The sequence below is a fragment of the Amycolatopsis sp. NPDC059021 genome (genome assembly GCF_042739895.1).
Lineage (GTDB): Bacteria > Actinomycetota > Actinomycetes > Mycobacteriales > Pseudonocardiaceae > Amycolatopsis.
In genome coordinates, this window is record NZ_JBHYIQ010000005.1 from 83,327 (window position 1) to 107,961 (window position 24,635).

Below are 24,635 nucleotides of genomic sequence, written 5' to 3' on the forward strand. Positions count from 1 at the left end.
CGGCGGCGCGGGCTACGACGCGGAGGCGACCGCCGCGACCGGCGGCATCGCCGCGGGCCGCCGCGCGCGCGCCCGCGCCCGCGCGCCGCCCCCCCCCCCCACGACAATGACGGGCGGACTTCGCGGACCGCTGGTATTCTTTACCGGCCGCTCGGCTCGGTATGACGGGAAACCGCTTACTGTGGCCAGTCGATATCCGAGTCCGGCGGGCTGGACACCAGCGCGGCGGCCGTGGGACACGGCCCCGGCGGGTGTGGCAGGCCGGCGTGCGAACGCGTCGGCGGCCGCAGCGATATCCCCGTGACCGGCGAGAGCGCAGAATTCAAGGACCAGGTCATGATCAATTGAGCCCCCCAGGGCGCTTCTAGGGATTTTCCACCATAGCGGACACTGAGTGGAGCCTAGAGCTATTCCAATCCGCTTGGCAAACGCAAGGCAAGAGATCTCACCCGAGTGGACTGTTGATCATGAACTCGCCCTCGCGTTCTCGGATCACGGCATCATTCGCATCTTGTGCGACGGCCGTGTCGACGTGCGAGAGCAGGGTGCCGAGGTCTGTGGTGCGCCACCGTTGCCCGCGTGGAAACCCTGTGCCATGATCGTTACCAACATGGAGTGTGCGGCCGCCGGGCGCACGTCATGGCACAAGGGGGAGTTCCATGCGACGCCGGGAGCTACTGTCCTCAGTGGACGGCCCCGGCCGCCCCGCCGCCGCCCCAGCACGCATCGCTCCACGGCACCCGTGTGGCCGGCCTGCCCGGCGGGACAAGGAGAACGACCGATGAGCGAGCCCCTGCGCGAAGTCCTCTCGCACGCGATGACCTGGGTCGTGTCGGCGCACGAAGCCACCGGCCGCAACGGCGTCTCCGCCGGGTACGACCTCACCAAGGGCTGGCTGCCCCCGTACCCGGAGACCAGCGGGTACCTGATCCCGACCATGCTGCGCGCGGCCGACACGCTCGACCGGCCGGAGCTGGCGAGCCGGGCCCGCGAAGTGGGCAAGTGGTTGCTGGGACTGCAATCGCCGGACGGGGCGTTCCCCGGCGGGATGGGGACCGACGGGCCGCCGGTGGTGTTCGACGTCGGGCAGATCCTGCTCGGACTGGCCGAGCTCGGGCGCCGGGACGGTGATCCGGCCGTGCTGGAGGCGATCGCGAAGGCGGCGGACTGGCTGGTCGCCGCGCAACAGCCCTCCGGCGCCTGGTTGTCCCACTTCGGTTATCCCAACACGTATTCCGCGCGGGTGACCTGGGCGGTGGCCGAGGCGTGGGAGCTGACCGGGAACCCGGCGCACCTCGCCTGCGTCACGCGATCGCTGGACTGGCTGCTGGCGCAGGCCGGGCCGGACGGCTGGATCGGCCGCGCCGCGTTCCGCGCCGAGCAGGTCCCCTGGACGCACACGATCGGCTACATGCTGCGGGGTCTGCTGCGCAGCGCGGATCTGGCGGGCGGGGAGCTCGGTGCCCGCTGCGCCGAGGCCGCCATCACGTGCGCCCGCGGGCTGGCGGAGCTGCGCACCCCGCTTTATCCGTTGCTGCCAGGGGAAATCGGCCCCGGCTTCGAGCCGATGTCCGACTACGCGTGCCTCACCGGCGACGCCCAGCTGGTCACGGTCTGGCTGGACGTGGCGGGGCGTACCGGGGACGCCGAGCTGCTCGCCCGCTGCGGGCTCACGATGGCCCGGCTGGCGGAACTGCAGGTGCGGCAACCGATCGAGCCCGCCGCGGTCGGCGCGCTCGCCGGCTCGTGGCCGTTGACCGGTGGCTTCGAACCACTGGCCTTTCCCAACTGGGCGACCAAGTTCCTGGCCGACGCCGCGCTGAACACGCTCTCGGCCGCCGGAGCGTGACGCGCCGCCGCCGGGCACGGGCCGCCGGTCAGGACTTCCCCGCGCGCTTGGCCGGCTTCGCCGAGGCCGGGGTACCGTTGCCGACGCCGTGCACCTGGGCCAGGATCTTGGCCAGGTTCCGCCAGATCTCGGCGGCCAGTTCGACGTTGAGCGAATCCCGCGCCTGCTGGCCGAGATCGTTCATCGCCTTGGCGCCCTCCTCGACCTCGCCCGCCAGGATCGCCAGTTCGCTCTGCAGCACGCGGAACCGGATCCGGTCGCGGAAGGACAGCAGCAGCGGCTCCCGGTCGATCCGGCGGCACAGCTCCCTGGCGTCCTCGGTCCGGCCCTCCTCGAACGCCAGATGTGCTCGCAACGTCAGCATCTGCTGCTTGTGCTGGTCGGTGCCCACCAGATCGAGCACCGAGGAGACCTCGTCGAGCAGCGCGCTCGCCCGGTCGGTGGCGGTGGGGGTGATCTGGAGGTACAGGGAAGCCGCGGCCAGCCGGAGCCGGAGCCACAGCATCAGGTCCTCGCGACTGTCCAATTTGGCCAGTGCGCGTTCGAGCAGCCGGCGGGCGGCGTCGTAGTCGCCCTGCCGGATGCGTACCGTCGCCGACGCCCACAGCGCCTCGATGAGCAGTGTGCCCGTCGACTGCTCGGTCAGCTCGCAGAGCTCGTCGGCGTGCGCGCTGGCTTCGGCCAGCCTGCCCGCCTCCGCCTCGGCCGAGACGAGGGCCTGCAGCGCGGCCGCCCGGTCCGGGACGGCCAGGCCCTGTGCCAGCTCATAGGCCTCCTCGGCGTGCTGCCGGGCCTTGACGTTGTCGCCGAGGATGCGCACACACCGGGACAACCGGATACGGGCACGCGCCCGCAACTCGTCGGCCCCCAGCGTGTCGCTGAGCGTGCTCAGTTCGGTGAGCAGCTCGTGCTCCTGCTCGTGCTGGGCCTGATCGCCGCGCATCCTGGCGAGCAACCAGAGCGCCTGCCAGCGCAGGGCGGGCTCCAGCCCGTCACCGGTGCGCAGGGCGTCGGTCAGCACCCCGGCGAGGTCGTCGTCGCTGGCGGCCGAGGTCACCGCCGCGAGCACCTGGGCGAGCGTGGGCGCCTGCGCCGTCTCGAACGACGACACCGACACGCCCAGCCGCTGGGCCAGCATCTCCACCACGCGCCCGGTCGGCGGCCGGGCACCGGACTCCAGCCGGGACAGGTACCCGGTCGACATGATCCCGTCGGCGAGGGCGGCCTGGGACAGGCCGTGCTCTAGCCGCAGTGCCTTCAGGCGCAGACCGAAAGTCGGCTGTTCCAACGTTCCTCCCTGCCATCGCGACCCGGAAGTGCTGGCCGGGCGGCGCATTACCGGGGTGATACTACCGGCCTGTGGTTGACCGGATTGCCGACTGTTTGGCAACACGTAGTACATCGTACTGGTTCACCAGGGCGCGGTAGCCCGACGGGGTGTACATCACGCGCAGGTCGCCGGGCGTGTCGCGGCCGGATGAGCGCGCCGGGAGCCTTGGCAACAGCGTTGTCCCGGCCAGCGGGCCCCGCGCGGCCGCGCCCGATAACGATTTGCCAATGGGCTTACCGCCTGTTGTATCGTCGCCGCATCCCCGAAAGGAGTCCGTCATGCGCCGAGCGTTCGTGTCCGCCGTGGAAGTCCTTGTCACCCACCTGAAGGGCATGGAGTTTGCGCACGACGCTGAACCTGGGGATCCTCGCGCATGTTGACGCGGGAAAGACGAGCCTGACCGAGCGGTTGCTGCACGCCGTCGGCGTCATCGACGAGATCGGCAGCGTCGACGAGGGCAGCACCCAGACCGACTCGCTGGCGCTGGAACGCCGTCGCGGGATCACCATCAAATCCGCCGTCGCCTCGCTGGTCATCGGGGACATCGCGGTCAACCTGATCGACACGCCGGGGCACCCCGATTTCATCGCCGAGGTGGAACGGGTGCTGAGCGTGCTCGACGGAGCCGTTCTCGTCGTCTCCGCCGTCGAAGGGGTGCAGGCACAGACTCGCGTGCTGATGCGGACGCTGCGCAGGCTCCGTATTCCCACGCTCGTATTCGTCAACAAGATCGACCGGGCCGGTGCGCGCGGCGACGAACTGCTGCGGGAGCTGGCGGCGAAGCTGACGCCCTCGGTCGTCTCGATGGCGCGGCCGGAGACGCTGGGCACCCCGGCCGCGGACGCGGTGCCGTACGGCCCGGCCGATCCGGATTTCACCACCCGGCTCGTCGAACTGCTCGCCGAGCACGACGACGCGTTGCTGACCGCGTACGTCGAAGACGAGTCCAGCCTCTGCTACGACCGGCTTCGCGAGACCCTTGCCGCACAGACAGGGCGGTCGCTGGCACACCCGGTGTACTTCGGGTCGGCGATCACCGGGGCCGGGGTGGACGCGCTGATCGCGGGCATCGCCGAGTTCCTGCCCTCGGCGGCCGCGGACGCCGGCGGCCCGGTCTCGGGCACGGTCTTCAAGGTCGAACGGGGACCGGCGGGGGAGAAGATCGCCTACGTCCGGTTGTTCTCCGGCACCGTTCGGGTAAGGGACCGGCTGCGCTTCGGCCGCGGCGGCACCGGGAAGGTGACCGCGATCGGCGTGTTCGACCGGGGCGCGGCCCGTGCGCGCGACGCGGTCGTCGCGGGGGAGATCGGCAAGCTGTGGGGCCTCGGCGACATCCGGATCGGGGACGGCGTCGGCGACTCCCGGGCACCGGTCGGGGAACACCACTTCGCCCCGCCCACTCTGGAAACCGTCGTGGTGCCCCGCAGCCAGGCCGACAAGGCCGCGTTGCACGTGGCGCTCGTCCAGCTCGCCGAGCAGGACCCGCTGATCGACCTGCGCCAGGACGACGTCCGCCAGGAGTTCGCCGTGTCGCTCTACGGCGAGGTGCAGAAGGAGGTCATCGAGGCGACGCTGGCCGAGCAGTACGGCCTGTCCGTCGTCTTCCGCGAGTCGACCACGATCTGCGTCGAACGGCCGGTGGGTACCGGGAACGCGGTCGAGCTCATCGGCAAGCACCCCAATCCGTTCCTCGCCACCGTCGGCCTGCGGGTCGAGCCCGCCGAGATCGGGGCCGGGGTGCGGTTCCGGCTGGAGGTCGAGCTCGGGTCGATGCCGCTGGCCTTCGTCAACGCCGTGCGGGAAACCGTCGGCGAGGCGCTGGGCCAGGGACTGTACGGGTGGCAGGTGGTGGACTGCGTGGTCACCATGACGCGGTCCGGTTACTGGGCACGGCAAAGCCACGCGCACGGCACCTTCGACAAGAGCATGTCGAGCACGGCGGGGGACTTCAAGGACCTCACCCCGCTGGTGCTGATGGCGGCGCTGAAGCAGGCGGGCACGGTGGTGTGCGAGCCGGTCCACCACTTCCGCCTGGAGCTGCCCGCCGACACGTTCCGGTCGGTGCTGCCGGTGCTGGTCCGGTTGCGTGCCGTGCCGGGCGCGCCGGCCGGGCGGGGCGCGTCGTCCTTTGTGGAGGGTTCGATCCCGGCCGCGCGGGTGCACGAGCTCGAACGGCGGCTACCGGGGCTGACCAGGGGCGAGGGCCTGCTCGAATACGCCTTCGATCGCTACGAACCGGTCACCGGCGCGATTCCGAGCAGGGCGCGGACCGACCACAATCCGCTCAACCGCAAGGAATACCTGTTACGCGTCGGGCGACGCATCCAGGGCGCGGGGGCCTAGCCGAGTACGGTACGCAGCGCCGCGCGGAAGACGGCTATCTGCTCGAGCGTCGTGTAGTGGTGGACCGAGGTCCGGACGAACCGGTCCACCCCGGCGCCGGGCAGATAGAGCGGCGTGTGCGCGCCGACGCCGACCCACGCCGTCACGCCGTGCGCGGCGAGGCCGTCGCGGATGGCGTCCGGCGTGACCCGGTCGTGGACGAACGAAAGGATGCCCGCCCGGTTCTCCCCGGGCGCCAGCAATACGGTGCCGGGGATTTCGGCGACGGCCGCGACCAGCGCGTCGTAGACCTCGGCCGTGGCACCGTCCGGTGTGGACAGTGCGTGCTCCGCGGCGGCGAGCAGGCCGAGGACCACCGCGTTGCTGCGTTCGGCCGTCTCGAACTGGATCGCGCGCCCGCGGTCGACGTCGTATTCGTCCCGGGACCGCACCTCGGCGACGTGCAGATCGTGGAACGGGGGCCGGATCCGCGGCCAGAGGTCACGCCGGAGGTAGCCGAACCCGCTGCCCCGTGGTCCGCGCAGGAACTTGCGGCCCGCCGCGGTGAGGACGTGACAGCCGATCGTGGCGACGTCGATCGGCAGCTGGCCGACGGCTTGGCAGGCGTCGACGACGTACACGGCGGCGGAATCCCGCAGCAGGGCGCCGATCTCCGCCACCGGCTGGACGACGCCCATCCCGGACGGCAGGTACACCATCGACACCAGCGCGACCCGTTCGTCCAGCTCCGCGCGCATCCAGTCCAGGTCCAGGTCGCCGCCGGGCAGGGCAGGGACGACTTCGAGGGTGCACCGGCGACGCCGGCAGAGTTCCTGCAGCGCGATGAGATTCCCGGCGTACTCGTAGGGGCCGGTCCAGATCCGGCTGCCCGCCGGAAGTTCGAGGGTGCACACCGCCCGGCACCAGGCGTCGGTCGCGCTGCCGAACAGCGCGACCTCGTCGGGCGAGGCCCCGATGAGCCGGGCGAGGCGCTGGTACACCGTCCGGGTCAGATCCTCCTCGCGGCTCGCTTCCGCTTCGTACGGCCCCAGTGCCGCCTCGGCCGCGAGGTACTCCGACATCGCGTCCAGTACGCCGGGGGCGGGTAGCCCGGCGCCCGCGGTGTTCAGGTGGACGCGCGAGGTCATTGCCGCCCCGAGGAAATCGAAGTCTGAGTGTCCGGGTAGCGGCCAAGCGCGGCCAGCTCGGCGAAGCTGCGTTCCAGCGCCCGCGGGTCACCGCCCGCCCGCCGCCAGTCGCGGTACTTCGACGCGTAGCTGATCAGGGTTTCCTTGCCACGACGGCCGAACGACCGCGTGAGGATGCCGGCCCACAGCCCGTCCCAGGCGACATAGGCGGGATCGCCGAGCAGGACGCGGTGGGCCTTGCGCATGTTCCAGAACGGGATGCCGGGGTTCAGATGGTGGACGAGGTGGTAGTTGTCGTTGTGCCGCCCCAGCAGAAAGCGCTCCACCGGCCACCCGTGCCGGTTGCGGGTCATCAGGATCTGCCGGTTCTCGCTCTCCGGCAGCGGATAGTGCTCGGCCAGCTCGGACAGCCAGCCGACGGCGATCGCGGTGGTCAGCAGCGGCACGATCCAGAACAGCAGGAACTCCAGCAGGAACCCGCCGAGCGCGAGCGGGGTCAGGATCGCCGCCCACAGGCCGAGGATCATCCAGCGCTCGGCGCGGAGACTGAGCGGCATCGACACCGCGACGTCGGTGGACTTGAAGAGGATGCGGTCCTCGAAGACGTACCGGATGTACTCGAACGACCGCATCCCGAGCACTGCGAGCAGGATGTTGCGGAGGAAGAAGGTGCGGTTGCCCAGCGCCGGGTCGTAGATCCCGCAGTTGCGGTGGAACTCGAAGTCCGGGTCCTTTTCGGCGTCGCCGAGGAACCGGTGGTGGAAGCCGATGTGCGAGCTGCGGTAAGGGTTGTAGAGGTGGAAGACGAGGTGCCCGGAGAACGTGGTCCCGAGCAGGACGTTCAGTACCCCGTTGCGGGCGAGGACCTTGTGCGAGGACTCGTGCAGGATGTTGACCAGCGCGCGCTGGGTGGAGCCGATCAACAGCAGGGACAGCGGGTAGAACCAGTAGGACACGCCGACGCAGAGGTAGACGGACACCGCGATGACCGCGTAGTCGAAGAGCAGGCCGAGGGCGCCGTGGTAGTTGTCCAGCTTGCACAGCACACGGAGGTCCCGGCGGATCCGGGGGGACAGTCGGGCGAAGTCGAGGTCGGACTCGGCCTTGTCGGCTAGGGACATCGTGGTCAGGGCTCCTCAAGACGGAAAGTGCCGGAGTCCACATCGGACGATCACCGCCCTGGAACACGGGTGGTGCGCGCACGGCCGTCGGCGACGGCCGTGCGCGTGCTTGCCGGAGACGGGCCTCAGTTACGGCCCTCGTTGAAGGCAGTGGTGTCGCCGCGGAGCGTGACGCTGGGCCTGCCGTCGACCCCGACCGGGGCGGTGCCCGAAGCGGTGACCCGCTCGCCGCGACGGTGCTGGCCGTCGTAGTCGTAGATCGCGTAGTGCAGCGTGGCCCGGTTGTCCCAGATGACGAGGTCGTTCACGCGCCACTTCCAGCGAACCGTGTACTCCGGCTTCGTGGCGTACTCCTGCAGCACGCGGATCAGGTCCCGGCCCGCGTGGGGGCTCATGCCGACCACGCGCCGGGCGAAACCGCCCAGCAGCAGGGACCGTTCGCCGGTTTCGGGGTGGACCCGCACGGCCGGGTGCTCGGTCTCGAAGACGTTGTCCAGGTAGTTCGTGCGGGAGTCGCCGCTGTAGGTGTCGTCGGTGAAGTCGGCGTCGTTGGAGTGGACGATCCTCAGCCGGTCGGCGAGATCGCGCAGCTCCTCCGGGAGGGCGGCGTAGGCGGCGGCGGTGTTCGCCCAGATCGTGTCGCCACCGACCGGCGGGCAGACCACGTTGTAGAGGAACGCGAAGGACGGCGGGCGTTCCATGTAGCTGAAGTCGGTGTGCCAGTGGTTGGCGCGGGTGCCGTCGCCACGGGAGTCCACCTCGCGCAGGAGGGGCTTGTTCTCCGGGCCGCCGTAGATCGGATGCCCCAGGGTCAGTTCGCCGAAGCGCTGGGCGAAGGCGACTTGGGCGGCGTAGTCGATGTGCTGGTCGCGCAGGTAGATCACCTTGTGGTCGAGCAGCGCCTTGCGCAGCACGGCCACCGCCTCGTCGCCGAGTGGCTGCCCGGCGTCCACACCGGTGATCTCGGCACCGACGTTGCCTGCCAGCTTGGTGACCCCGATGTCGGTCGCTGACGAAATGGTTCCAGTCATGCTGACGTGCCTTTCCCTCTGGTACGGCTCGGGTTCCCGGTCGGTGAAGGGCCTGCGGCATCACCCCCGATCGGCCACGGCTTCCCGGCACGGCTGGACAGCGCGGAAGAACGATGTTGCCGGGAATATCCAAGAGGTTGCCACAATTTGGCAAGTGTGGCAACCTCGGGATCCGGCGTGACATGGGAGGATCGGATGACCTTCGACGGGATCGACATGGGCGCGGTGCACCGGCTCGGCGCCGAGCGGATCGACTGGCGGTTCAAGGGATTGCCGGTCCGCGCCGAGGGGGACACGGTGGCCGAGCTGGCCGCCGCCGGGCTCCACCTCTTCGACGACGGCTTCCTCGGCCCGATCCTGACGCTGGACGCCGACGCGCTCGACCACAACATCGCCACCATGGCGAAATGGTGCGGCGAACGCGGGGTCGAGCTGGCACCGCACGGAAAGACCACGATGGCTCCGCAGCTGTGGGCCCGCCAGCTGGCGGCGGGCGCGTGGGGCATCACGGCGGCGAACGCCGCGCAGTTGCGGGTCTACCGCGCGTTCGGGGTAGCCCGCGTGCTCTTCGCCAACGAATTGGTCGACGCCGCCGCGTTGCGCTGGGTGACGCGTGAACTCGCGCATGACGGCAAGTTCGAGTTCGCCTGCTTCGTGGATTCGCCGGAGGTGGTCGCCCGGATGACGGACGCCCTCGCCGAGGTGGGCGCCGACCGGCCGGTCGACGTCCTGGTCGAGGTCGGCCGGACCGGCGGCAGGGCGGGCGCCCGGTCGGTCGAGGACGCCCTCGCCACCGCACGGGCCGCCGCGCGAAGCCCCCGCGTACGCCTGATCGGCGTCGGCGGCTACGAAGGTGTTCTCGTCAACGATCCTTCGCCGAGCAGCCTCGGCGTCATCGACGGATTCCTGCACCGGATGCGGGACCTGACCGTACGCCTGCACGAGGACGGGCTGTTCGAATCCGAAACCGTCATCGTCAGCGCGGGCGGAAGCTGTTTCTTCGACCGGGTCGCCGAAATCCTCGGCGCGCCGTGGCCGGCGGAGATGTCCGTGCGGACGGTGTTGCGCAGCGGCTGCTACATCACCCACGACGACGGCTTCTACCGCTGGATGGACCCGTTCTCCCGGGAGACGTCCGGCGAATGGACGCTCCGCCCGGCGATGCGCGCGTGGGCCAGGGTCACCTCCCTTCCGGAGCCGGGCCTCGCCCTGCTCACCGCGGGCAAGCGGGATCTGTCCTTCGACGCGTGGCCGCCGGAGCCGCAGGTCGTCCGCGGCGCCGACGGCGTGATCCGGCCGCTGACCGACTGCACGGCGGACCAGATCAACGATCAGCACGTCTTCGTGAAAGTGGCCGCGGGCAACGCCATCGCGGTCGGCGACTGGGTCGGCCTCGGCCTGGCCTATCCGTGCACCGCGTTCGACAAATGGCAGCTCATCCCGGTCACCAGGGGCGACGTGGTGGTCGAGCTGGTACGCACGTTCTTCTGATCCTGCCCAGCGCGCTGATTGGAGACCCCGTGGGACGGTTGGTAGTCGGGAACTGGTCGAACGAGGCGGGGTACGCGGAGCTGTCCGCCGAGTCGCGTCGGCACATCGGCGCACAGGGACAGCGGATGCTGTGGGACGCGCGTGCCGGCGACACGGTGGTCCTCCCGATCCGGCCACCCGACGGCGTGCTTCCTTACGTGGCCGAACTTCTCGGGATCGACCCGGGCTCGATCGAGGTCGTGGTGCCGCCGGAGGCGGGGCTGCCCGACGTGCTGACCGCCGGGCGGCTGGCCGATCCCGGCTTCGTTTCCGCGCTGGCCGGTCACGTACGCGACAGGGCGTTGACCGGGCTCCACGCGTTCTATCTCGACACCACCGTGAACCAGCTGACCAGGGAGCTCGGCCTCGAGCACGGCACGACCGGCTTTACCTTCATGGACCAGGGCGGCAACGAACTGGGCAACAGCAAGGTCGTGTTCCGGGCGATGAGCGGCGGCATCGGCCTGCCCGTCCCGGACGGGGTGGTCGCCGACCGGCCGGAGACCGTCGTGGATTTCGCGTGGCGGTTGCTGTCGGCGGGCGGGGCCGTCATCGTCAAACAGGACGTGAACGTCGCGGGGTTCGGCAACGAAGTCCTGCTGAGCCGGGACGACGTCGAGGTGGCGGGTGCGTTGCGCAGCGCGTGCTTCGGCGACCGCGCCGCACTGGACGCCCACGTGCGCGAGCGATGGGACTGGTACACCCACGGCGGACGCCGCCGGGTGGTGGTGGAGCACTACATCCCGGGCGCGGTCCCGCTCTGGGGCGAGGTCGCGATCACCGACGACGGCGTGGAAGTGCTGGGACACGGCCAGATCCGGATGAAACCGGTGATCGAGGGCGTGCTCATCCCGGTCCGCCCGGAAACCGCGGAGAGCCCGGCGTTCTCCGGTTTCCTCGCCGAGCTGATCCGGCTGGCCGGGGCCCTGCGCGCGATCGGCTACCGCGGTCTGAACAACATCGACGCGATGCTGGTGCCGGACGGGCGGATCCTGTTCAACGAGTTCAACGCGCGCTGCGGCGGATCGACCCATCTGTTCACCATCGGCTCCCGCGTCGTCGGCGGCGACTACCTCGCCGACCGTTGCCTGATCGAACGCCGCGAGGTCGCCTTCCCCGAATTCGATCTGGCGGTCAAGAAGCTTTCCGCGAGCGGTCTCGCCTACGATCCGCTCACCCGCACCGGCGTGGTGATCGCGGTGTCCGGCACGCGGCCGGACGGTACGGGCGGGGAAGCGTGCGTGATCGGCGAGGACGTCGCGAGCGCCGAGATACTGGAGCGAGAGCTGCTGAGGGTGTTCCCGGACTGAACCGCGTCGGCCGGCCGGGACGGATCAAGGGGAAGGAACACGACGTTTCATGAGTGACACGGCGACGGTCGGCTACCGGAGCATCGCCACCCGGGAGGTCCTGGTCTGGGGACTCGCCGCGCTGGCGAACAAACTGCCGATCGCGATGGCACCGCTCGCGTTCGTCTTCCTCGCCCGCGAACTCCCCGGCGGGTACACGCTGGGCGCGACACTCGCCGCGGTCTGGGTCATCGCCGAGGTCGTCGGGGCGCCGTTGCTGGGGATGTGGTTCTCACCGCGCCACGCCAGGATCCACCTCGGGTGCGGGCTCGGTCTCGGCGCGGTGTCCTACGCCGTGCTCGGTTTCGGCCAGAGCCTGCCCACGTGGCTGCTGTTCGCCGTCACGTTCCTTTCCGGCTTCGGCCCGGCGGCGTCGCCCGGCGGGATGCGCGCGCTGCTGACGAACCTGGTGCCCGAGCGCGACGCGCCGAAGGTGCTCAGCGCCGAGGCGGTGCTCAACGGCCTGGTGTGGGCGGCGGCTCCGGCACTGGTGGCGGTGCTCGCCCTCCAGGCCGGCCCCGGCGTGCCCATGGCGCTGGGCGCGGTGCTGGACGTCGCCGCGGTCGCCCTGGTTTTCCTCCTGCCGGAGCTGACCGTGACCGACGACGCCGAATCCGCGCAGCACACCGGATCCCGGGCCCGGACGCTCGTTTCGGCGTGGCCGATCTACCTCACTGCCGCCGCGTCGATGGCGATGGTGTCCACAATGGAGCTGGTGCTGCCCGCGCTGCTGGAGTCCAAGGGCATCCCGGTGGCGACGGTCGCGCCGTTGCTGGTGGTGTTCTGGGTCGGCAGCGTGGTCGGCGGCTTCCTCTACGGCAGGCGCACGTGGCCGGGCACCGTGCGCGCGCAGGGATTCGTGGTCCTGCTGATCACGATCACGGCCATCAGCCTCGTCGCGGTGCTGCCCGGGGTCGTGGCCATCGGGGCGACCCTGGCCGTGGGCGGGATCTTCCAGTCCTGTGTCCTGGTGACCAGGAACCTGTCACTGCGGCGGCGTCTCCCGGCGGCGGCGCACACCGCGGGCTACGCGATCATGTACGCCACGACCGGCGTCGGCTACAGCATCGTGGCGGTGACGGCGGCGCTGGTGATGGCGCATGCCTCGCCGACGGTCGCGATTCTCGGTGGCGGGGTGATCTCCGTCGTCATCGTGCTGGCCAGTGGCCTGGCCGAGCGCGGCGGGGCGCGGGCGGTGTCGGGTGACGTCCCTGCCGGGTGAGGGGAGCGACTTGCCAACGTGGCAATCCCGCCGCGCCGGGCCCGCGGAACGGATGCGCGCGCCTGGCAAGTCTTTGTACGATGGGCGAATGGATCATGTCGTGGTCAGGCCGATGGCCGTCGCGGATCTCGCCCGCGCGGAACGCACGTCGTCGGAGACGTTCTACGTGGCCGATCAGCTCTCCAGGAGGGTCAGCGAGCCGGAGCCGCAGCCGCGTGACGCCGCCGGGGCGGAGAAGTGGATCGCGCGGATGCGGTACTACCTCGACGTCGATCCGGCCGGCTGCTGGGTCGCCGAGGACGACGGCGCGATCGTCGGGTTCGCCATCTCCCAGAACCGTGGCCGGTTCTGGTATCTGGCCACCTACGGCGTGCTGCCGGACAGGCAGGGCGGTGGCATCGGCAAGCGGCTGATGGACGCCGTCCTGGCCTACGCCGACGGCCGCCAGGGCATGTTCTCCTCCACCGTGCACCCCGGCGCGACCCGCCGCTACCGGCTCGCGGGCTTCACCCTGCACCCGCAGCTGCGGATGGTCGGCACCGTGGACCGGTCGACCCTGCCCGCGATCGGTGGCCTCCGCGACGGGACGGCCGACGACTTCGCCTGGATGGACCGGCTGGACACGAAGCTGCGCGGCGCGGGCCACGGGCCGGACCACGGTTACCTGCTGAACACCATGCGGCTCGTCGTCGCCAAGTCCGAAAACCGGCGTGGCTACGTCTACATCGACGACGCGGGGCGCGCGGCGCTGCTGGCCGCGGAAGACACCGAGACCGCTAGCGACCTGTTGTGGGAGGCGCTGGCCTCGGCGAAGGGCGAGACCCTGGTCAACTGCATCACCGCGGCCAACCACTGGGCCGTCGACGTCGGCCTCGCCGCCCGGCTCGACATCGGGCAGGAGGGCTATCTCGCGGTCCGGGGCATGGCGGATCCACGCCCCTACCTCGCCAGCGGCCAGTTCCTCTGACCCCGGCTGTCCGCAAAGGACAGTCGACGGGAAGGTGCTGTGGCGCTGCCGGACGTGGTGAAGGGCGCCTTCACCACCGCTGGTGCGCCGAAGGTGTCCTTCACCGCGCCGGCCCGGGTGTGACAAGGGCGTCCCTGGGTGCGTCGGGTGCACCAGGGGCGTCCCTGGGTGCGTTGAGTGCACCCAGGGCGTCCCTCGGTTCCCGGACCCGGTCGCTCCTCCGGCGAAGACAAGCTGTTTGCATAGCTTGGCACAGCATGGCAACATTTTTGCCATGCTGGGTGGAATCGGTCGGCGGTCGGTGCTCCGGGATGACGCGGTTCCCCCAGGGGGTCTGCGGATACGCACCGTTCTGGCGGTGGATCAGCTGCTGGTCGCGCTCGGGCTGTTCAGTCTCTTCCCGGTGCTGGGCGTCATGCTGGCGTCGCGGGGAGAGCCGCAGAGCACGGCGCTGGTCGGCGTGGGGCTGTTCTGCTACACGGCTTCGGCGGGTCTTTCCGCCCTGCTGCTCAACCGATGGCTGCCCCGGTTGAGCTATCTGCACGGTATGGCGGGCAGCGCGCTGCTCTCGGCCGTCGCGTTCGGGCTGCTGCCCTACGTCCGGGCGGGCTGGGTGCTGTGCGGGCTGCTCGTGCTGGCGGGCCTCGGCGTGAGTGTCCACTTTGTCCTGTCGAGGGTGTTCATCGCCGAACTGGTGCCGGACGACATCGGCCGCAACCGGATCTATTCCCTGCTGCAGATCGCGGTGAACGCCGCGGCCGCGGTGGGCCCGCTGGTCGCGAGCCTGACCTTCGCCGTCGACCCGCGGCTGCTGCTCGCCCTCGTTTCCCTGTGTTACACCGGCGGCGCCGCGACGCTGTTCTTCGCCCTGCCGTCGCGGGAGTATCCGCCGCCCACGAGTGGCCGGTGGCCGGTGAGCCGGGCCGTGCTCGGCCGGGCCCTGCGCAGCGCGGAAACCGTACGGGTGCTGGTGGTGTGCGTGGTGGGCGCGTTCGTGTACGCCCAGTTCTTCTCCGCCTTCGCGCTTTTCGTGGCCGGATCGTTCGACTCGGTGGTGCTGCGCGCGGCTCTGCTCGCCGCGCCCGCGGTCCTGATCGTGCTGCTGCAGGCCGGTGTGACCAGGGTGGTCACCCGGCTGCTGAAGGCGGGGGTCAGGCCGTTCGCCGTGCTCGGCGCGGGGACCGTGGTCTTCGGGGTGGCGATGCTGCTGCTGGGGGCGGGCCTGCCGGTGCTGGCCGGGGCCGCGCTCGCGGTGGTGGTGTTCTCCTCGGCGGAGATGCTGTTCGCCCCGATGGTGAGCACGGCGTTCGCCGGTCTGCCGATCGAGTCCAGCCTGGAGTCCTTCAATCTCCGGCAGATCTGCTGGACCACGGGCGAGGCACTGGGCTCGCTCGCGGGCGGCAGTCTCTTCCTGTGGCTCCGGCTTCGTGGTGAAGCCTGGCTCTACTGGCATCTGCTCGCCTGGCCGACCTTGGCCGGGGTCGGCGCGCTGCTGGTCGTCTCGGCGCGCCGGAACCGCCGGGCCGCCGGCGGGACTAGGCGGGAGTGAGCACGGCCTCGGCGGAGAACCACGAGGCGAGCCGCCGGATCCGGTCCGCGGCGTCGTGCTCGTCGATTCCTTCGACCACGGCGGAACCCGCGTTGACGTTGGAGGCGGCCGCGGCGTCGGAGAGCGTGTCGCCGAGCCGTGCGCGCAGCACCACGTGCCGGACACCGGGTTGCGCGAGGATTTCCGCTTCGCCGGGACAGGACCGCAGCACACCCGGCCCGGTAGCCAGGAACAGGTCGCCGTACCAGCCGTCCGCGACCTCGGGAACGGCGGCCGAGTCCAGTTCCAGCACCGCCCGCGCCCATTCGTCGTGCAGGTCCACCCCGTGCTGGCGGCGGATCATCTCGTCGAACGACCCGCCGGGGATCCGGCCGCCGCATTCGCCGAACACCAGCCGGTCGCCGTTTTCGAAGACCTCCAAGTGGAACACGCCGTCGCGGTGGCGCAGCGCGGCCATACAGCTTTCGGCGAGTTCGCGGCAGCGGTCGTAGAGCTTTTCGCACACCGACGGATGCTGCACCACGGTCGCGACGATGCCGCCCTGCCGGATCGCCAGCACGTTGTCCAGATAGCGGCCGACGGAGATGAACAGCACACGGCCGTCCCGCACGATGCCGTCGAGATGGAGTTCGGGGCCGTCGATCCATTCCTCGGCCAGCCACGGGCCCGCCGCGACGTCGAATTCGCGGGCCAGCCCGGCGCGCTCCGCCGGGCTGCGCCAGGCCTGCACGCCGCGGGTGCCGGACTCCGCCAGCGGCTTGAGCACGCCACGCGGCTGGTCGAACGCGGCCAGGTCGCCGGGCCGGACCACCAGGGCCGAATCCGCCACCGGGATGCCTGCCGCCCGGATCCGTCGTTTCTGCAGATCCTTGTCGCGCAACAACAACGCGTCCTCCGGGCGGTGCGGGGCCAGTGGACCGCCGAGCACGGAGGCGTTGACGAGGGTGAATTCGTACTGGCTGCAGACCACGTCGAAGGCAGCGGGGGAGACCCCGCTGCGCTGCAGCCCGGCCAGCGTGGACTCGGTGTCGGCCGGATTCCGTACCGGCACGACGTGCGCGTCGTCGAGCACTCCTTCCCGCTCGTGGTCCTCGCCCGCGGAGAGCACGCAGGTGACCTCGGCGCCGAGCGTGTGCAGCGCCCGCACCGCTTCCGGGCGCCAGCCGATGAGCAGCACGTTCCGCTTCGCCATCTCGTGTCCTTTCTCGGTCCCGGTCAGGCAAACCGCACGGGCAGGGTCTCGGGTCCGCCCACCGCGATCGAGTGCACCCTGGCGGCGGGGCCGGTCTGTTCGACGCGGCGTGGCGCGTCGAGGAGTTCGGTGAACAGGATGCGGGCCTGCGCCCTGGCCAGGACGCTGCCGAGGCAGAAGTGCTCGCCCCCGCCGAGCGCGAGATGGCGGTTCGGCGTCCGCCCGATGTCGAAGCGATCGGCGTCGGGGAACACCTCTTCGTCGCGGTTGGCCGAGGGCACCCACAGCACGACCCACTCGCCCGCTTCGATCCGCCTGCCGCCGATGACCACCGGCTCGGTCACCGAACGCATGCTGTGGACGGCGCTGGACGTCCACCGCAGGATCTCTTCGACGGCCGAGGGCAGCAGATCCCGGTCGGCCCGCAGCCGCTCCCATTCGCCGGGGTGCTCCAGGAAGGCCCCCATCCCGCCGGCGAGCGCGAGCCGCCCGTTTTCCGTGGCACCGACCAGGTTCTCGCAGTTGAGCAGGATCTCCTCCTCGGGCAGCAGTTCGCCTTCGACGGTGTCCCCGGCCAGCAGGCTCACCACGTCGTCGGCGGGGGCGGCCATCCTGGCGTACATCAGGTCGATGAAGTACCGCATGAGTTCCTGGTGCGCGGCAAGGGAAACCCCCGCTTCGAACGCCTCGTTGGTCCAGCGGTAGAGCGATTCGTGGTCCTCGGCGGGCACCCCCATGATGTGCCCGATCGTGTACATGGAAAGGCGGCCGACGACGTCGTGCACGAAGTCGAACCGCTCCAGTTCGGCCACCTCGGCGAGGATCGCCCGGACGGCCGTGCGCATGTACTCCTCCAGCTGCCGGACGGCGCGGGTGGTGAACAGGCCGGCGACGACGGCGCGGAGATCCTTGTGCCGCGGCGGGTCGGTCAGCGCCAGCGTCATTCCCGCACCGGGGTCCTCGCCGAGCTTCGCCGGGCGCAGCAGCACACCCCGCGCCGAGCTGAACACCTTCGGATCGCGATAGGCGGCACGCACGTCCTCGTACCTCGTCAGCGACCAGAACGCGGGGAGGTCGGTCGCTTCGTGCCGGTGCACCGGCGAATGACGGCGCATCCAGCGCCACACCGCGTGGGGGTCCTCCTCCGCGTGCAACGCGGGATCGGCGAGCCGGGCGGGGTCCGTCATGGCTGGGGCTCCTCGTGGCGGGGACGGCGGCCGGTGCGGCACGCGGCCCGCCGCAGGTGGTTGCCAACTTATGCCAACTAGGTTGCCATTGCTTGGGAACAGATGGCAATCTGTTTGCCATGCATCCGTGCGCGAATCGCCCGGACGCGGGAGCCGAGGGGGTGGGAATGGACCGCGACCGGTCCTTGGACCTGGCCGTCACCGGCATGGCGATGCGCATGCCCGGCGCCGCGGATCTGGCCACGTGGTGGGCGGCGCTGCTCGACGGGCGGACGCTGACCACGCGGCTCACCCGCGAGGAGCTGCTCGAAGCCGGGGTGCCCGCGGAGCTGGCCGACGACCCCGACTATGTGCCCGTCCGCGGCAGGCTGGCCGACGCGGACCGCTTCGACAACGTCGCGTTGCGGGTGGGCGCCCGTGACGCCGAACTGATGGATCCCCAGCACCGGCTGATGCTCGAAGTCGCCTGGCAGGCGATGGAGGACGCGGGGGCGGGCCGTCCCGGCGGCGACCGGGTGACCGCGGTGTTCGCCAGCGGCAGCGGCAGCGGCTACCTGCGCACCATGCTGGCCAACGGGCCGCTGGACCCGCAGACGCTCGATCAGGCCATCCACGGCACCGACCCGGATTTCATCGCCAGCCTGGTGTCCTACAAGCTCGGGCTCACGGGCCTCGCCGTCGGCGTCCAGACCGCGTGTTCCTCTTCCCTGGTCGGGCTGCACCTGGCCGGGCAGGCGCTGATGAACGGCGACTGCGACCAGGCCGTCGTCGTGGCGGCGGGCATCGACTTCCCGCAGGGCGGGCACCTGCACGTCCCCGGTGGCATCCAGTCGGCGTCCGGCGACTGCCGGCCCTTCGACGAGAACGCCGACGGCGTCGTGGCGGGGTCCGGTGTGGCCGCCGTCGTCCTGCGCCGCCTGTCCGACGTCCTCGAGGACGGCCCGCAGCCGCACGGCGTCATCCTCGGCTCGGCGGTCAACAACGACGGAATGGCGAAGGTGGGCTACTACGCGCCTTCGGTCGCCGGCCAGGAAGCGGTGATCCGCGCCGCGCTCGCCGCGGCGGACGTCGACGCGAGTTCGCTCGGCTATCTCGAAGCCCACGCCACCGGCACCAGGGTCGGCGATCCCATCGAATGGTCGGCGGCCTCCGCCGCCCTCTCTGGGATGGGTGCCGCGCCGGGACAGGTGGCGGTCGGGGCGCTCAAGGCGAACATCGGGCACCTCGACTCCGCGTCGGGGCTCGCCTCGCTCATCAAGACGATGCTGGTGCTGCGGGACGGGATCGTGCCGCCGGTGGCCGGCTTCACCCGGCTGAACCCCTTGCTCGAGTCCGCGGATTCGCCGCTGTACGTGCCGGCGGAGCGCGAGAAGTGGTCCGGGCCGGAGCCGCGCCGGGCCGGGGTGAGCTCGTTCGGTATCGGTGGCACGAACGCCCATGTCGTCCTCGAACAGGCACCCGTGCTCGCCGCGAGTGACACCGCCGACGACGTCGACCGGCTCGTGGTTCTTTCCGCGGCCGACGCGGGAGCGCTCACGCGGTCGGCCGAACGGCTGGCCGCGCACCTGTCCGCCGAACGGCCACTCGCGAGCGACGTTTCGTTCACGCTGGCGGCGGGACGGGCCGAACTCGCCCACCGGCTCGCGGTCGTCGGCCGGGATCCGGTGGAACTCGCGGAACGGCTGACCGGCGGCTCCGGTGTCGTACGCGGCGAGCGCGACGCCGAGGGCGCCGCTCCGGTGGTGTTCCTGTTCCCCGGCCAAGGCACGCAACGGCCGGGGATGGCGACGGCCTTCGCCGGGATGCCCGGATTCGCCGAAGCACTGGAACGCTGTCTCGACGCGTTCGCGTCGCCGCTCGCGGACCGGGTGCGCGCCGCGTTGTCCGATCCCGGATTCCCCGCCGCGGAACTCGCGGCGACCGATCTCGCCCAGCCCGCGCTGTTCGCGGTGGAATACGCGGCCGCGACGGCGCTGGCCGCGCTGGGCGTCGAACCGGTCGCACTGGCGGGACACAGCCTCGGCGAGATCACCGCCGCGTGCTTCGCCGGGATCTTCGAGCTTCCCGCCGCCGCCCGGTTCGTGGCCGCGCGCGGGCACGCCATGCACCAGTGCCCGCCGGGCGCGATGCTCGCCCTCGGCTGTGACCGGGAAACGGCGTCGGCGCTGGCCGCCGAGGCGGGCGCCGACCTGGAACTCGCGTCGGCCAACGGACCGGACAGCTGTGTGCTGGCCGGTTCGGCGGAGGAGGTGGCCGCCTTCCGGCGCTTCCTCGGTGATCGTGTCCACGCGAAGATCCTGCACACGTCCCACGCGTTCCACACCAGACTGATCGAACCCGCTTTGCCCGCGCTGGCAAGGGAATTGTCGACGGTGGGGCTCGGCGGTCCCCGGCTGCCGCTCGCGTCGAACCTCACCGGCGACTGGGTGGAGCCCGGCGCGGTGCTCGACCCGGACACCTATGTCGAGCAGGCCCGCCGCCCGGTGCTGTTCGGCGACGGGCTCGCGGCGATCGCGCGGCGGTTCCCCGGTGCCCTGCTGATCGAGGCCGGGCCGGGGCGGGCGTTGTCGGGCCTGGCCGAGGCGGCGGGGCTGTCCGCCGTCCCGTTGTCCGCACAGCGCACTGAGGCCCCCGCACGCGAGGTGCTCGGCGCGCTCGGCGAGTTGTGGGTCCGCGGTCAACCGCTCGCGATCACGTCCGTGTGCGCGGGCGGGCGGCGGATCCGGCTGCCGGCCTATCCGTTCGCGGGGCCACGGTGGATGGCGCCCGAGATGGGCAGAAAGCCTGTGGTGGCCGAGGAAACGGCACCGGAGGCGCCGGCCGCCGCGCCGTCCGATCCGGCCGAGCTGCTGACCGCGCTGTGGCGGGAGCTGCTCGGTACCACGGAGGTCGGCGTGGATTCCGACTTCTTCGCGCTGGGCGGTGATTCGCTGCTGATCACGCATCTCGCCCGGCGCGTCCACCAGGCACTGGGAGTGCGGGTGCCGCTGCGGGCCATGCTGGCGGGCCGCACCCTCGGCCGTCAGATCGCCGTGCTGGCCGAGAGCCTGAGACAGGCGGAACCGGCCGAAGCACCGGGTGACCACATCCCGGCACCCGGCCCGAACACCGCATCCGACGATCGCCGGAGGAGTTGTGATGTTCTCGTTGGAACAGATTGACCGGCTGCGCGAGACCGGGCACAGTGCCGGCGGCCCGGCAGCCGACGTGCTGGCGCTGGGCTGCGCCCCGCCGCCGGAGCACGATCCCCGGCCCGTGCACGAGCTGGCCGCGGAGTTCGCGCGGCGCACGCCGGACGCCGTCGCCGTCCGGTCCGGCTCGGAATCGGTCAGCTACGCGGAACTCGACGCGTGGGCCGGGCGCGTCGCGGCACGGGTGGTCGCGGCGGGAGCCGAGCCCGGGAGCAGGGTCGCCGTGCTGGTCGAGCCGTCCGTGGCGATGATCGCCGCCGTGCTCGGTGTGCTGCGGGCAGGCGCGGCCTACGTCCCGGTGGACCTGGCCCAGCCGGGCCGCCGCGTGGCCGCGGTGCTGGAAGACGCGAACGCCGAGATCGCCGTGGTCTCCGCGGGCACGGCGTACCGTCTCGCCGAACTCGACGTGCTCCGGGTCCGTGCCGAGTACGACGAGCCGGTGCCGGACGTGACGCTGCCGGTGGCCGGGATCGGCGACCCCGCGTACGTCATCTACACCTCGGGCAGCACCGGTGAGCCGAAAGGGGTGCTGGTCGATCACGGGGCCCTCGCGGCCTCGACGGCCGCCCGGCGGCACGTCTACCCCGGCGAGCCCGTGTTCCTGCTGGTTTCCCCGCTCGCCTTCGACTCGTCGGTCGCGGGCCTGTGGGGCACGCTCACCGCGGGCGGCACGCTGGTCGTCGCGGGCCCCGACGAGGTCAGCGATCCGGCGCGGCTGGTCGAGCTGGTCCACACCCACAGGGTGACCCGGCTCCTGTGCGTGCCCTCCCTGTACGGCGTGCTGCTGGACGCGGCCGAACGAGCCGGGACGGAGCGGCTGTCGAGTCTCGACACCGTGATCGTCGCGGGGGAGGCGTTGCCGGAAGCGTTGGTACAGCGGCATTTCGCCGTGCACGACCACTCCGTCGCACTGGTCAACGAATACGGCCCGACGGAAGCCACCGTCTGGGCGAGCTACCGCCGGTTCGACCGCCCCGGCCCGGTTTCCATCGGCGGTCCGGTGCCCGGCGCCCGCCTGTACGTGCTCGACGAGGACGGCAGGCCGCAGCCGCGGGGAGTGGCCGGCGAGCTGTACATCGGCGGCGTGGGCGTGGCCCTCGGCTATCTCGGCCGTCCGGAGGCGACCGCCCGCGCGTTCACCCGCGATCCGTTCGCGGGCGTGGAGGGCGCGCGCATGTACCGCACCGGTGACCGGGTTCGCTGGACCGACGAGGGCACCTTGGAGTTCCTCGGCCGGAGCGATCACCAGGTCAAGATCCGCGGTCACCGGGTGGAACTCGGCGCCGTCGAGGCGGCCCTGCTCGGCGCGCCGGGCGTACAGGCGGGCGCGGTGTCGCCGGATTCCGGGGTGACCCGGCTGGTGGCCTTCGCGGTGGTTTCCCCTGGTGTCACCGCGGAATCGATCCGCGCGCACCTGGCCGACCGGCTGGGCCCCGCCGCCCTGCCCGGCCGGATCGAGCTGCTCGACGCCCTGCCGGTCACCTTCAGCGGCAAACTCGACCGCGTCAAGCTGCGCGCCGCGGCCGACGAGGTGCTGCGGCGGACCGGCCCCGCCGGGAACGGCCACGCCGCACCCGGCGGGATGCCCGCCAGGGTGGCGGCGGCCTGGGCCGAGGTCCTCCAGCTGTCCGACGTGCCCGTCGACGTCAACTTCTTCGACCTCGGCGGCCATTCACTGACCCTGTTCCAGCTGCAGAACGCCCTCGAACAGCACACCGGCACCCGGCCGTCGGTCGTGACGTTGTTCCGCCACACCACGGTCGCCGCGCAGGCGGAGCTGATCAGCGGGGGCGGCAAGGGAGCGGAGGGGGCGTCGGCCGAGCAGCGTCAGGCGGCGGCCCGCCGCGCCAGGATGCTGCGGGCCAGAAGGCAGCGCGCGGCCGAGGGGCCCGCCCGATGACCGGGGACGCGATGGTCTGGCTGCACCGCACGGTCGAACGACCGGAGGCGGAAGCCCGGCTCGTCTGTTTCCCCCATGCCGGCGGGTCGGCGTCGTTCTTCCGTGACTGGGGCGGAAACCTGCCCGGCATCGAGGTGTTCGCGGTGTGCTACCCGGGCCGCGCGGAGCGGATCGCCGAGGAGCCGCCGACGGATCTGATCCAGCTCGGCGCGGACATCGCCGACGCGGTGGTGTCGCTCGGCGACGACCGTCCCGTTTCCCTGTTCGGGCACAGCCTCGGCGCGGTCGTCGCGCTCGAAACCGCCCGGCGGCTGGAGGAACTCGGGCGCGGCCCGGCACGGCTGTTCGCCTCCGGGTCGCGCGACGCCCCGCTGCCCGACGCCGCCGAATACGAGGATCAGTCGCCCGAGTCGGTCGCCCAGCGGCTGGTCGAACTCGGCGGGACCGACGCGGAACTGGTGGCGGATCCGTACTTCCAGGAACTGGTGTTGCCCTACATCGTCAGCGACGGCGCGATGTTCCACGCCTACCCGAATCCGATGGAACCCGTCCTGCAGTGCCCGGTCACCACGATCTTCGGCGATGAGGACGTCGACGCCGATCGCAGGCCGTGGCGGGAACTGACCAGCTCGGCCCTGGACGAGCACGTCGTGCCGGGCGATCACTTCTATCTGACCCCGAACCCGCCCTACGCCCTGCTCCAGCGTCAGCTGGCCGCGGCGTCGAACCCGGCAGGAGCAGAATGACCGGCACGATCGCCCGCACCGGTTCCGAAGGCACCCGCGTCGGCCCGCCACCGCCGCTCGACCACGAACTGGCCGCACCGCTGCGGGACATTCTCGCGGATCTGGGCGGGCCGCTGACCCCGGAGCTGATCGCCGACCGCCGGGCGCGGACCGTGGCAGGCAGTCTGTCCGATGAGGACATCCGGCGGGGCGGCGCGTTCGAACTCCGGGAACTGTGGGTGCCGGGGCCGCCGGGCGCCCCGGACGTCCCCGTGCTCGTGTGCCGCCCGACCGCGACGCCGGGGCCGCATCCGGTGCTCTACAACACCCACGGCGGCGGCATGGTGGCGGGCAACAACCGGACGGTCGAACTGGCGGGCGAGCTCGACCGGGCACAGGAGCTCCAGCTCGCGGTGGTCGCGGTGGATTACCGGCTGGCGCCGGAAAACCCCGATCCCGCACCGCTGGAGGACTGCTACGCGGCGCTCGAATGGGTCGCGGGCGAGCCGGGGTTCGACCCGGCCAGGATCGTCATCAGCGGCAACAGCGCGGGCGGCTGCCTCGCGGCCGGGGTCAGCCTGCTGGCCCGCGACCGGGGCGGGCCGGCGCTGCTGGGCCAGATGCTGCAGTGCCCGATGCTCGACGACCGGTGTGACACGCCGTCGTCGTTCCAGATGGAGGGTGTCGGCCTGTGGGACCGGCTCTCCGACCTCGCGGGCTGGACGGCGCTGCTGGGCGAGCGCCGGGGCACCGGCGACGTTTCCCCTTACACTGCACCGGCGAGGGCGGACGACCTGGCCGGTCTCCCGCCCGCGTTCATCGACGTCGGTTCGGTGGAGGCCCTGCGCGACGAAGCCGTCGAGTACGCGAGCCGGATCTGGCGGGCGGGCGGCGAGGCCGAACTGCACGTCTGGTCGGGCGCGTTCCACAGCTTCGACGAATGGGTGCCGGACGCCGTCGTCTCGAAAACCGCCCAGCGTGCTCGGCTGGACTGGCTGCGCCGTCTGCTGGCGCGGTAAGGC

The 24,635-nt window shown here is 71.4% G+C and carries 17 protein-coding genes; 11 read left to right on the forward strand and 6 right to left on the reverse strand.

The window, feature by feature from the left end; translation table 11 throughout:
- Window positions 1–781 precede the first annotated feature (781 nt).
- On the forward strand, window positions 782–1,849 hold the full coding sequence (locus ACFWX1_RS04215; RefSeq protein WP_378383652.1) for a prenyltransferase/squalene oxidase repeat-containing protein: 1,068 nt from the start codon (window positions 782–784) through the stop codon (window positions 1,847–1,849).
- A 28-nt stretch (window positions 1,850–1,877) separates the two neighbouring features.
- Here ACFWX1_RS04215 and ACFWX1_RS04220 read toward each other — a convergent pair whose 3' ends face one another.
- The gene (locus ACFWX1_RS04220) at window positions 1,878–3,137 is read right to left on the reverse strand and encodes a helix-turn-helix domain-containing protein (RefSeq protein ID WP_378383654.1); all 1,260 of its coding nucleotides are present in this window, start codon (window positions 3,135–3,137) and stop codon (window positions 1,878–1,880) included.
- Window positions 3,138–3,518: 381 nt separating this feature from the next.
- Here ACFWX1_RS04220 and ACFWX1_RS04225 point away from each other — a divergent pair, with 381 nt between their 5' ends.
- Window positions 3,519–5,522, forward strand: coding sequence for a GTP-binding protein (locus ACFWX1_RS04225; protein WP_378383656.1), 2,004 nt, complete (start codon window positions 3,519–3,521; stop codon window positions 5,520–5,522).
- On the opposite strand, the gene ACFWX1_RS04230 is transcribed toward ACFWX1_RS04225, so the two are convergent.
- The 3 genes from ACFWX1_RS04230 to ACFWX1_RS04240 form a co-directional block, all read right to left on the reverse strand.
- On the reverse strand, window positions 5,519–6,649 hold the full coding sequence (locus tag ACFWX1_RS04230; protein ID WP_378383658.1) for an aminotransferase class V-fold PLP-dependent enzyme: 1,131 nt from the start codon (window positions 6,647–6,649) through the stop codon (window positions 5,519–5,521). The genes ACFWX1_RS04225 and ACFWX1_RS04230 overlap by 4 nt on opposite strands.
- Window positions 6,646–7,770, reverse strand: a complete 1,125-nt coding sequence (locus ACFWX1_RS04235; RefSeq protein WP_378383660.1) for a fatty acid desaturase — start codon at window positions 7,768–7,770, stop codon at window positions 6,646–6,648. Before ACFWX1_RS04235 ends, ACFWX1_RS04230 begins: the two co-directional genes overlap by 4 nt.
- A 125-nt stretch (window positions 7,771–7,895) precedes the next feature.
- Entirely contained in the window at window positions 7,896–8,801 is a 906-nt protein-coding gene (locus ACFWX1_RS04240) for a TauD/TfdA dioxygenase family protein (protein WP_378383662.1), read from the reverse strand.
- A 195-nt stretch (window positions 8,802–8,996) separates the two neighbouring features.
- Here ACFWX1_RS04240 and ACFWX1_RS04245 point away from each other — a divergent pair, with 195 nt between their 5' ends.
- From ACFWX1_RS04245 to ACFWX1_RS04265, 5 genes are all read left to right on the forward strand, one after another.
- Window positions 8,997–10,292, forward strand: a complete 1,296-nt coding sequence (locus tag ACFWX1_RS04245) for an alanine racemase (protein ID WP_378383664.1) — start codon at window positions 8,997–8,999, stop codon at window positions 10,290–10,292.
- Between the two features lie 29 nt (window positions 10,293–10,321).
- Window positions 10,322–11,641, forward strand: a complete 1,320-nt coding sequence (locus tag ACFWX1_RS04250) for a peptide ligase PGM1-related protein (protein WP_378383666.1) — start codon at window positions 10,322–10,324, stop codon at window positions 11,639–11,641.
- 49 nt (window positions 11,642–11,690) lie between these two features.
- Window positions 11,691–12,902: an MFS transporter gene (locus ACFWX1_RS04255; RefSeq protein ID WP_378383668.1), complete on the forward strand. Its 1,212-nt coding sequence runs from the start codon at window positions 11,691–11,693 to the stop codon at window positions 12,900–12,902.
- Between the two features lie 88 nt (window positions 12,903–12,990).
- Window positions 12,991–13,869: a GNAT family N-acetyltransferase gene (locus tag ACFWX1_RS04260; RefSeq protein ID WP_378383670.1), complete on the forward strand. Its 879-nt coding sequence runs from the start codon at window positions 12,991–12,993 to the stop codon at window positions 13,867–13,869.
- Window positions 13,870–14,227: 358 nt separating this feature from the next.
- Complete coding sequence (locus tag ACFWX1_RS04265) at window positions 14,228–15,418, forward strand: MFS transporter (RefSeq protein ID WP_378383672.1); 1,191 nt, start codon at window positions 14,228–14,230, stop codon at window positions 15,416–15,418.
- Here the strand turns inward: ACFWX1_RS04265 and ACFWX1_RS04270 are convergent.
- Window positions 15,405–16,610 carry an acetyl-CoA carboxylase biotin carboxylase subunit family protein gene (locus tag ACFWX1_RS04270; protein WP_378383674.1) on the reverse strand — a complete coding sequence of 402 codons (1,206 nt, stop codon included), beginning with the start codon at window positions 16,608–16,610 and terminating at the stop codon, window positions 15,405–15,407. The two genes, ACFWX1_RS04265 and ACFWX1_RS04270, sit on opposite strands and share 14 nt — an antisense overlap.
- Before the next feature lie 23 nt (window positions 16,611–16,633).
- Entirely contained in the window at window positions 16,634–17,797 is a 1,164-nt protein-coding gene (locus ACFWX1_RS04275) for a cytochrome P450 (RefSeq protein ID WP_378383676.1), read from the reverse strand.
- A gap of 167 nt (window positions 17,798–17,964) precedes the next feature.
- On the opposite strand from ACFWX1_RS04275, the gene ACFWX1_RS04280 reads away from it, so the two are divergent.
- From ACFWX1_RS04280 to ACFWX1_RS04295, 4 genes are read left to right on the forward strand one after another with little or no spacing between them, the layout of a single operon-like run.
- Window positions 17,965–20,958, forward strand: coding sequence for a type I polyketide synthase (locus ACFWX1_RS04280; protein ID WP_378383678.1), 2,994 nt, complete (start codon window positions 17,965–17,967; stop codon window positions 20,956–20,958).
- Window positions 20,936–22,888, forward strand: coding sequence for a non-ribosomal peptide synthetase (locus tag ACFWX1_RS04285; protein WP_378383680.1), 1,953 nt, complete (start codon window positions 20,936–20,938; stop codon window positions 22,886–22,888). The genes ACFWX1_RS04280 and ACFWX1_RS04285 overlap by 23 nt, the downstream gene beginning before the upstream one ends.
- On the forward strand, window positions 22,885–23,634 hold the full coding sequence (locus tag ACFWX1_RS04290) for a thioesterase II family protein (protein ID WP_378383682.1): 750 nt from the start codon (window positions 22,885–22,887) through the stop codon (window positions 23,632–23,634). The genes ACFWX1_RS04285 and ACFWX1_RS04290 overlap by 4 nt, the downstream gene beginning before the upstream one ends.
- A complete protein-coding gene (locus ACFWX1_RS04295; protein WP_378383684.1) occupies window positions 23,631–24,632 on the forward strand; it encodes an alpha/beta hydrolase in 1,002 nt (333 codons plus the stop codon). Before ACFWX1_RS04290 ends, ACFWX1_RS04295 begins: the two co-directional genes overlap by 4 nt.
- Window positions 24,633–24,635 lie beyond the last annotated feature (3 nt).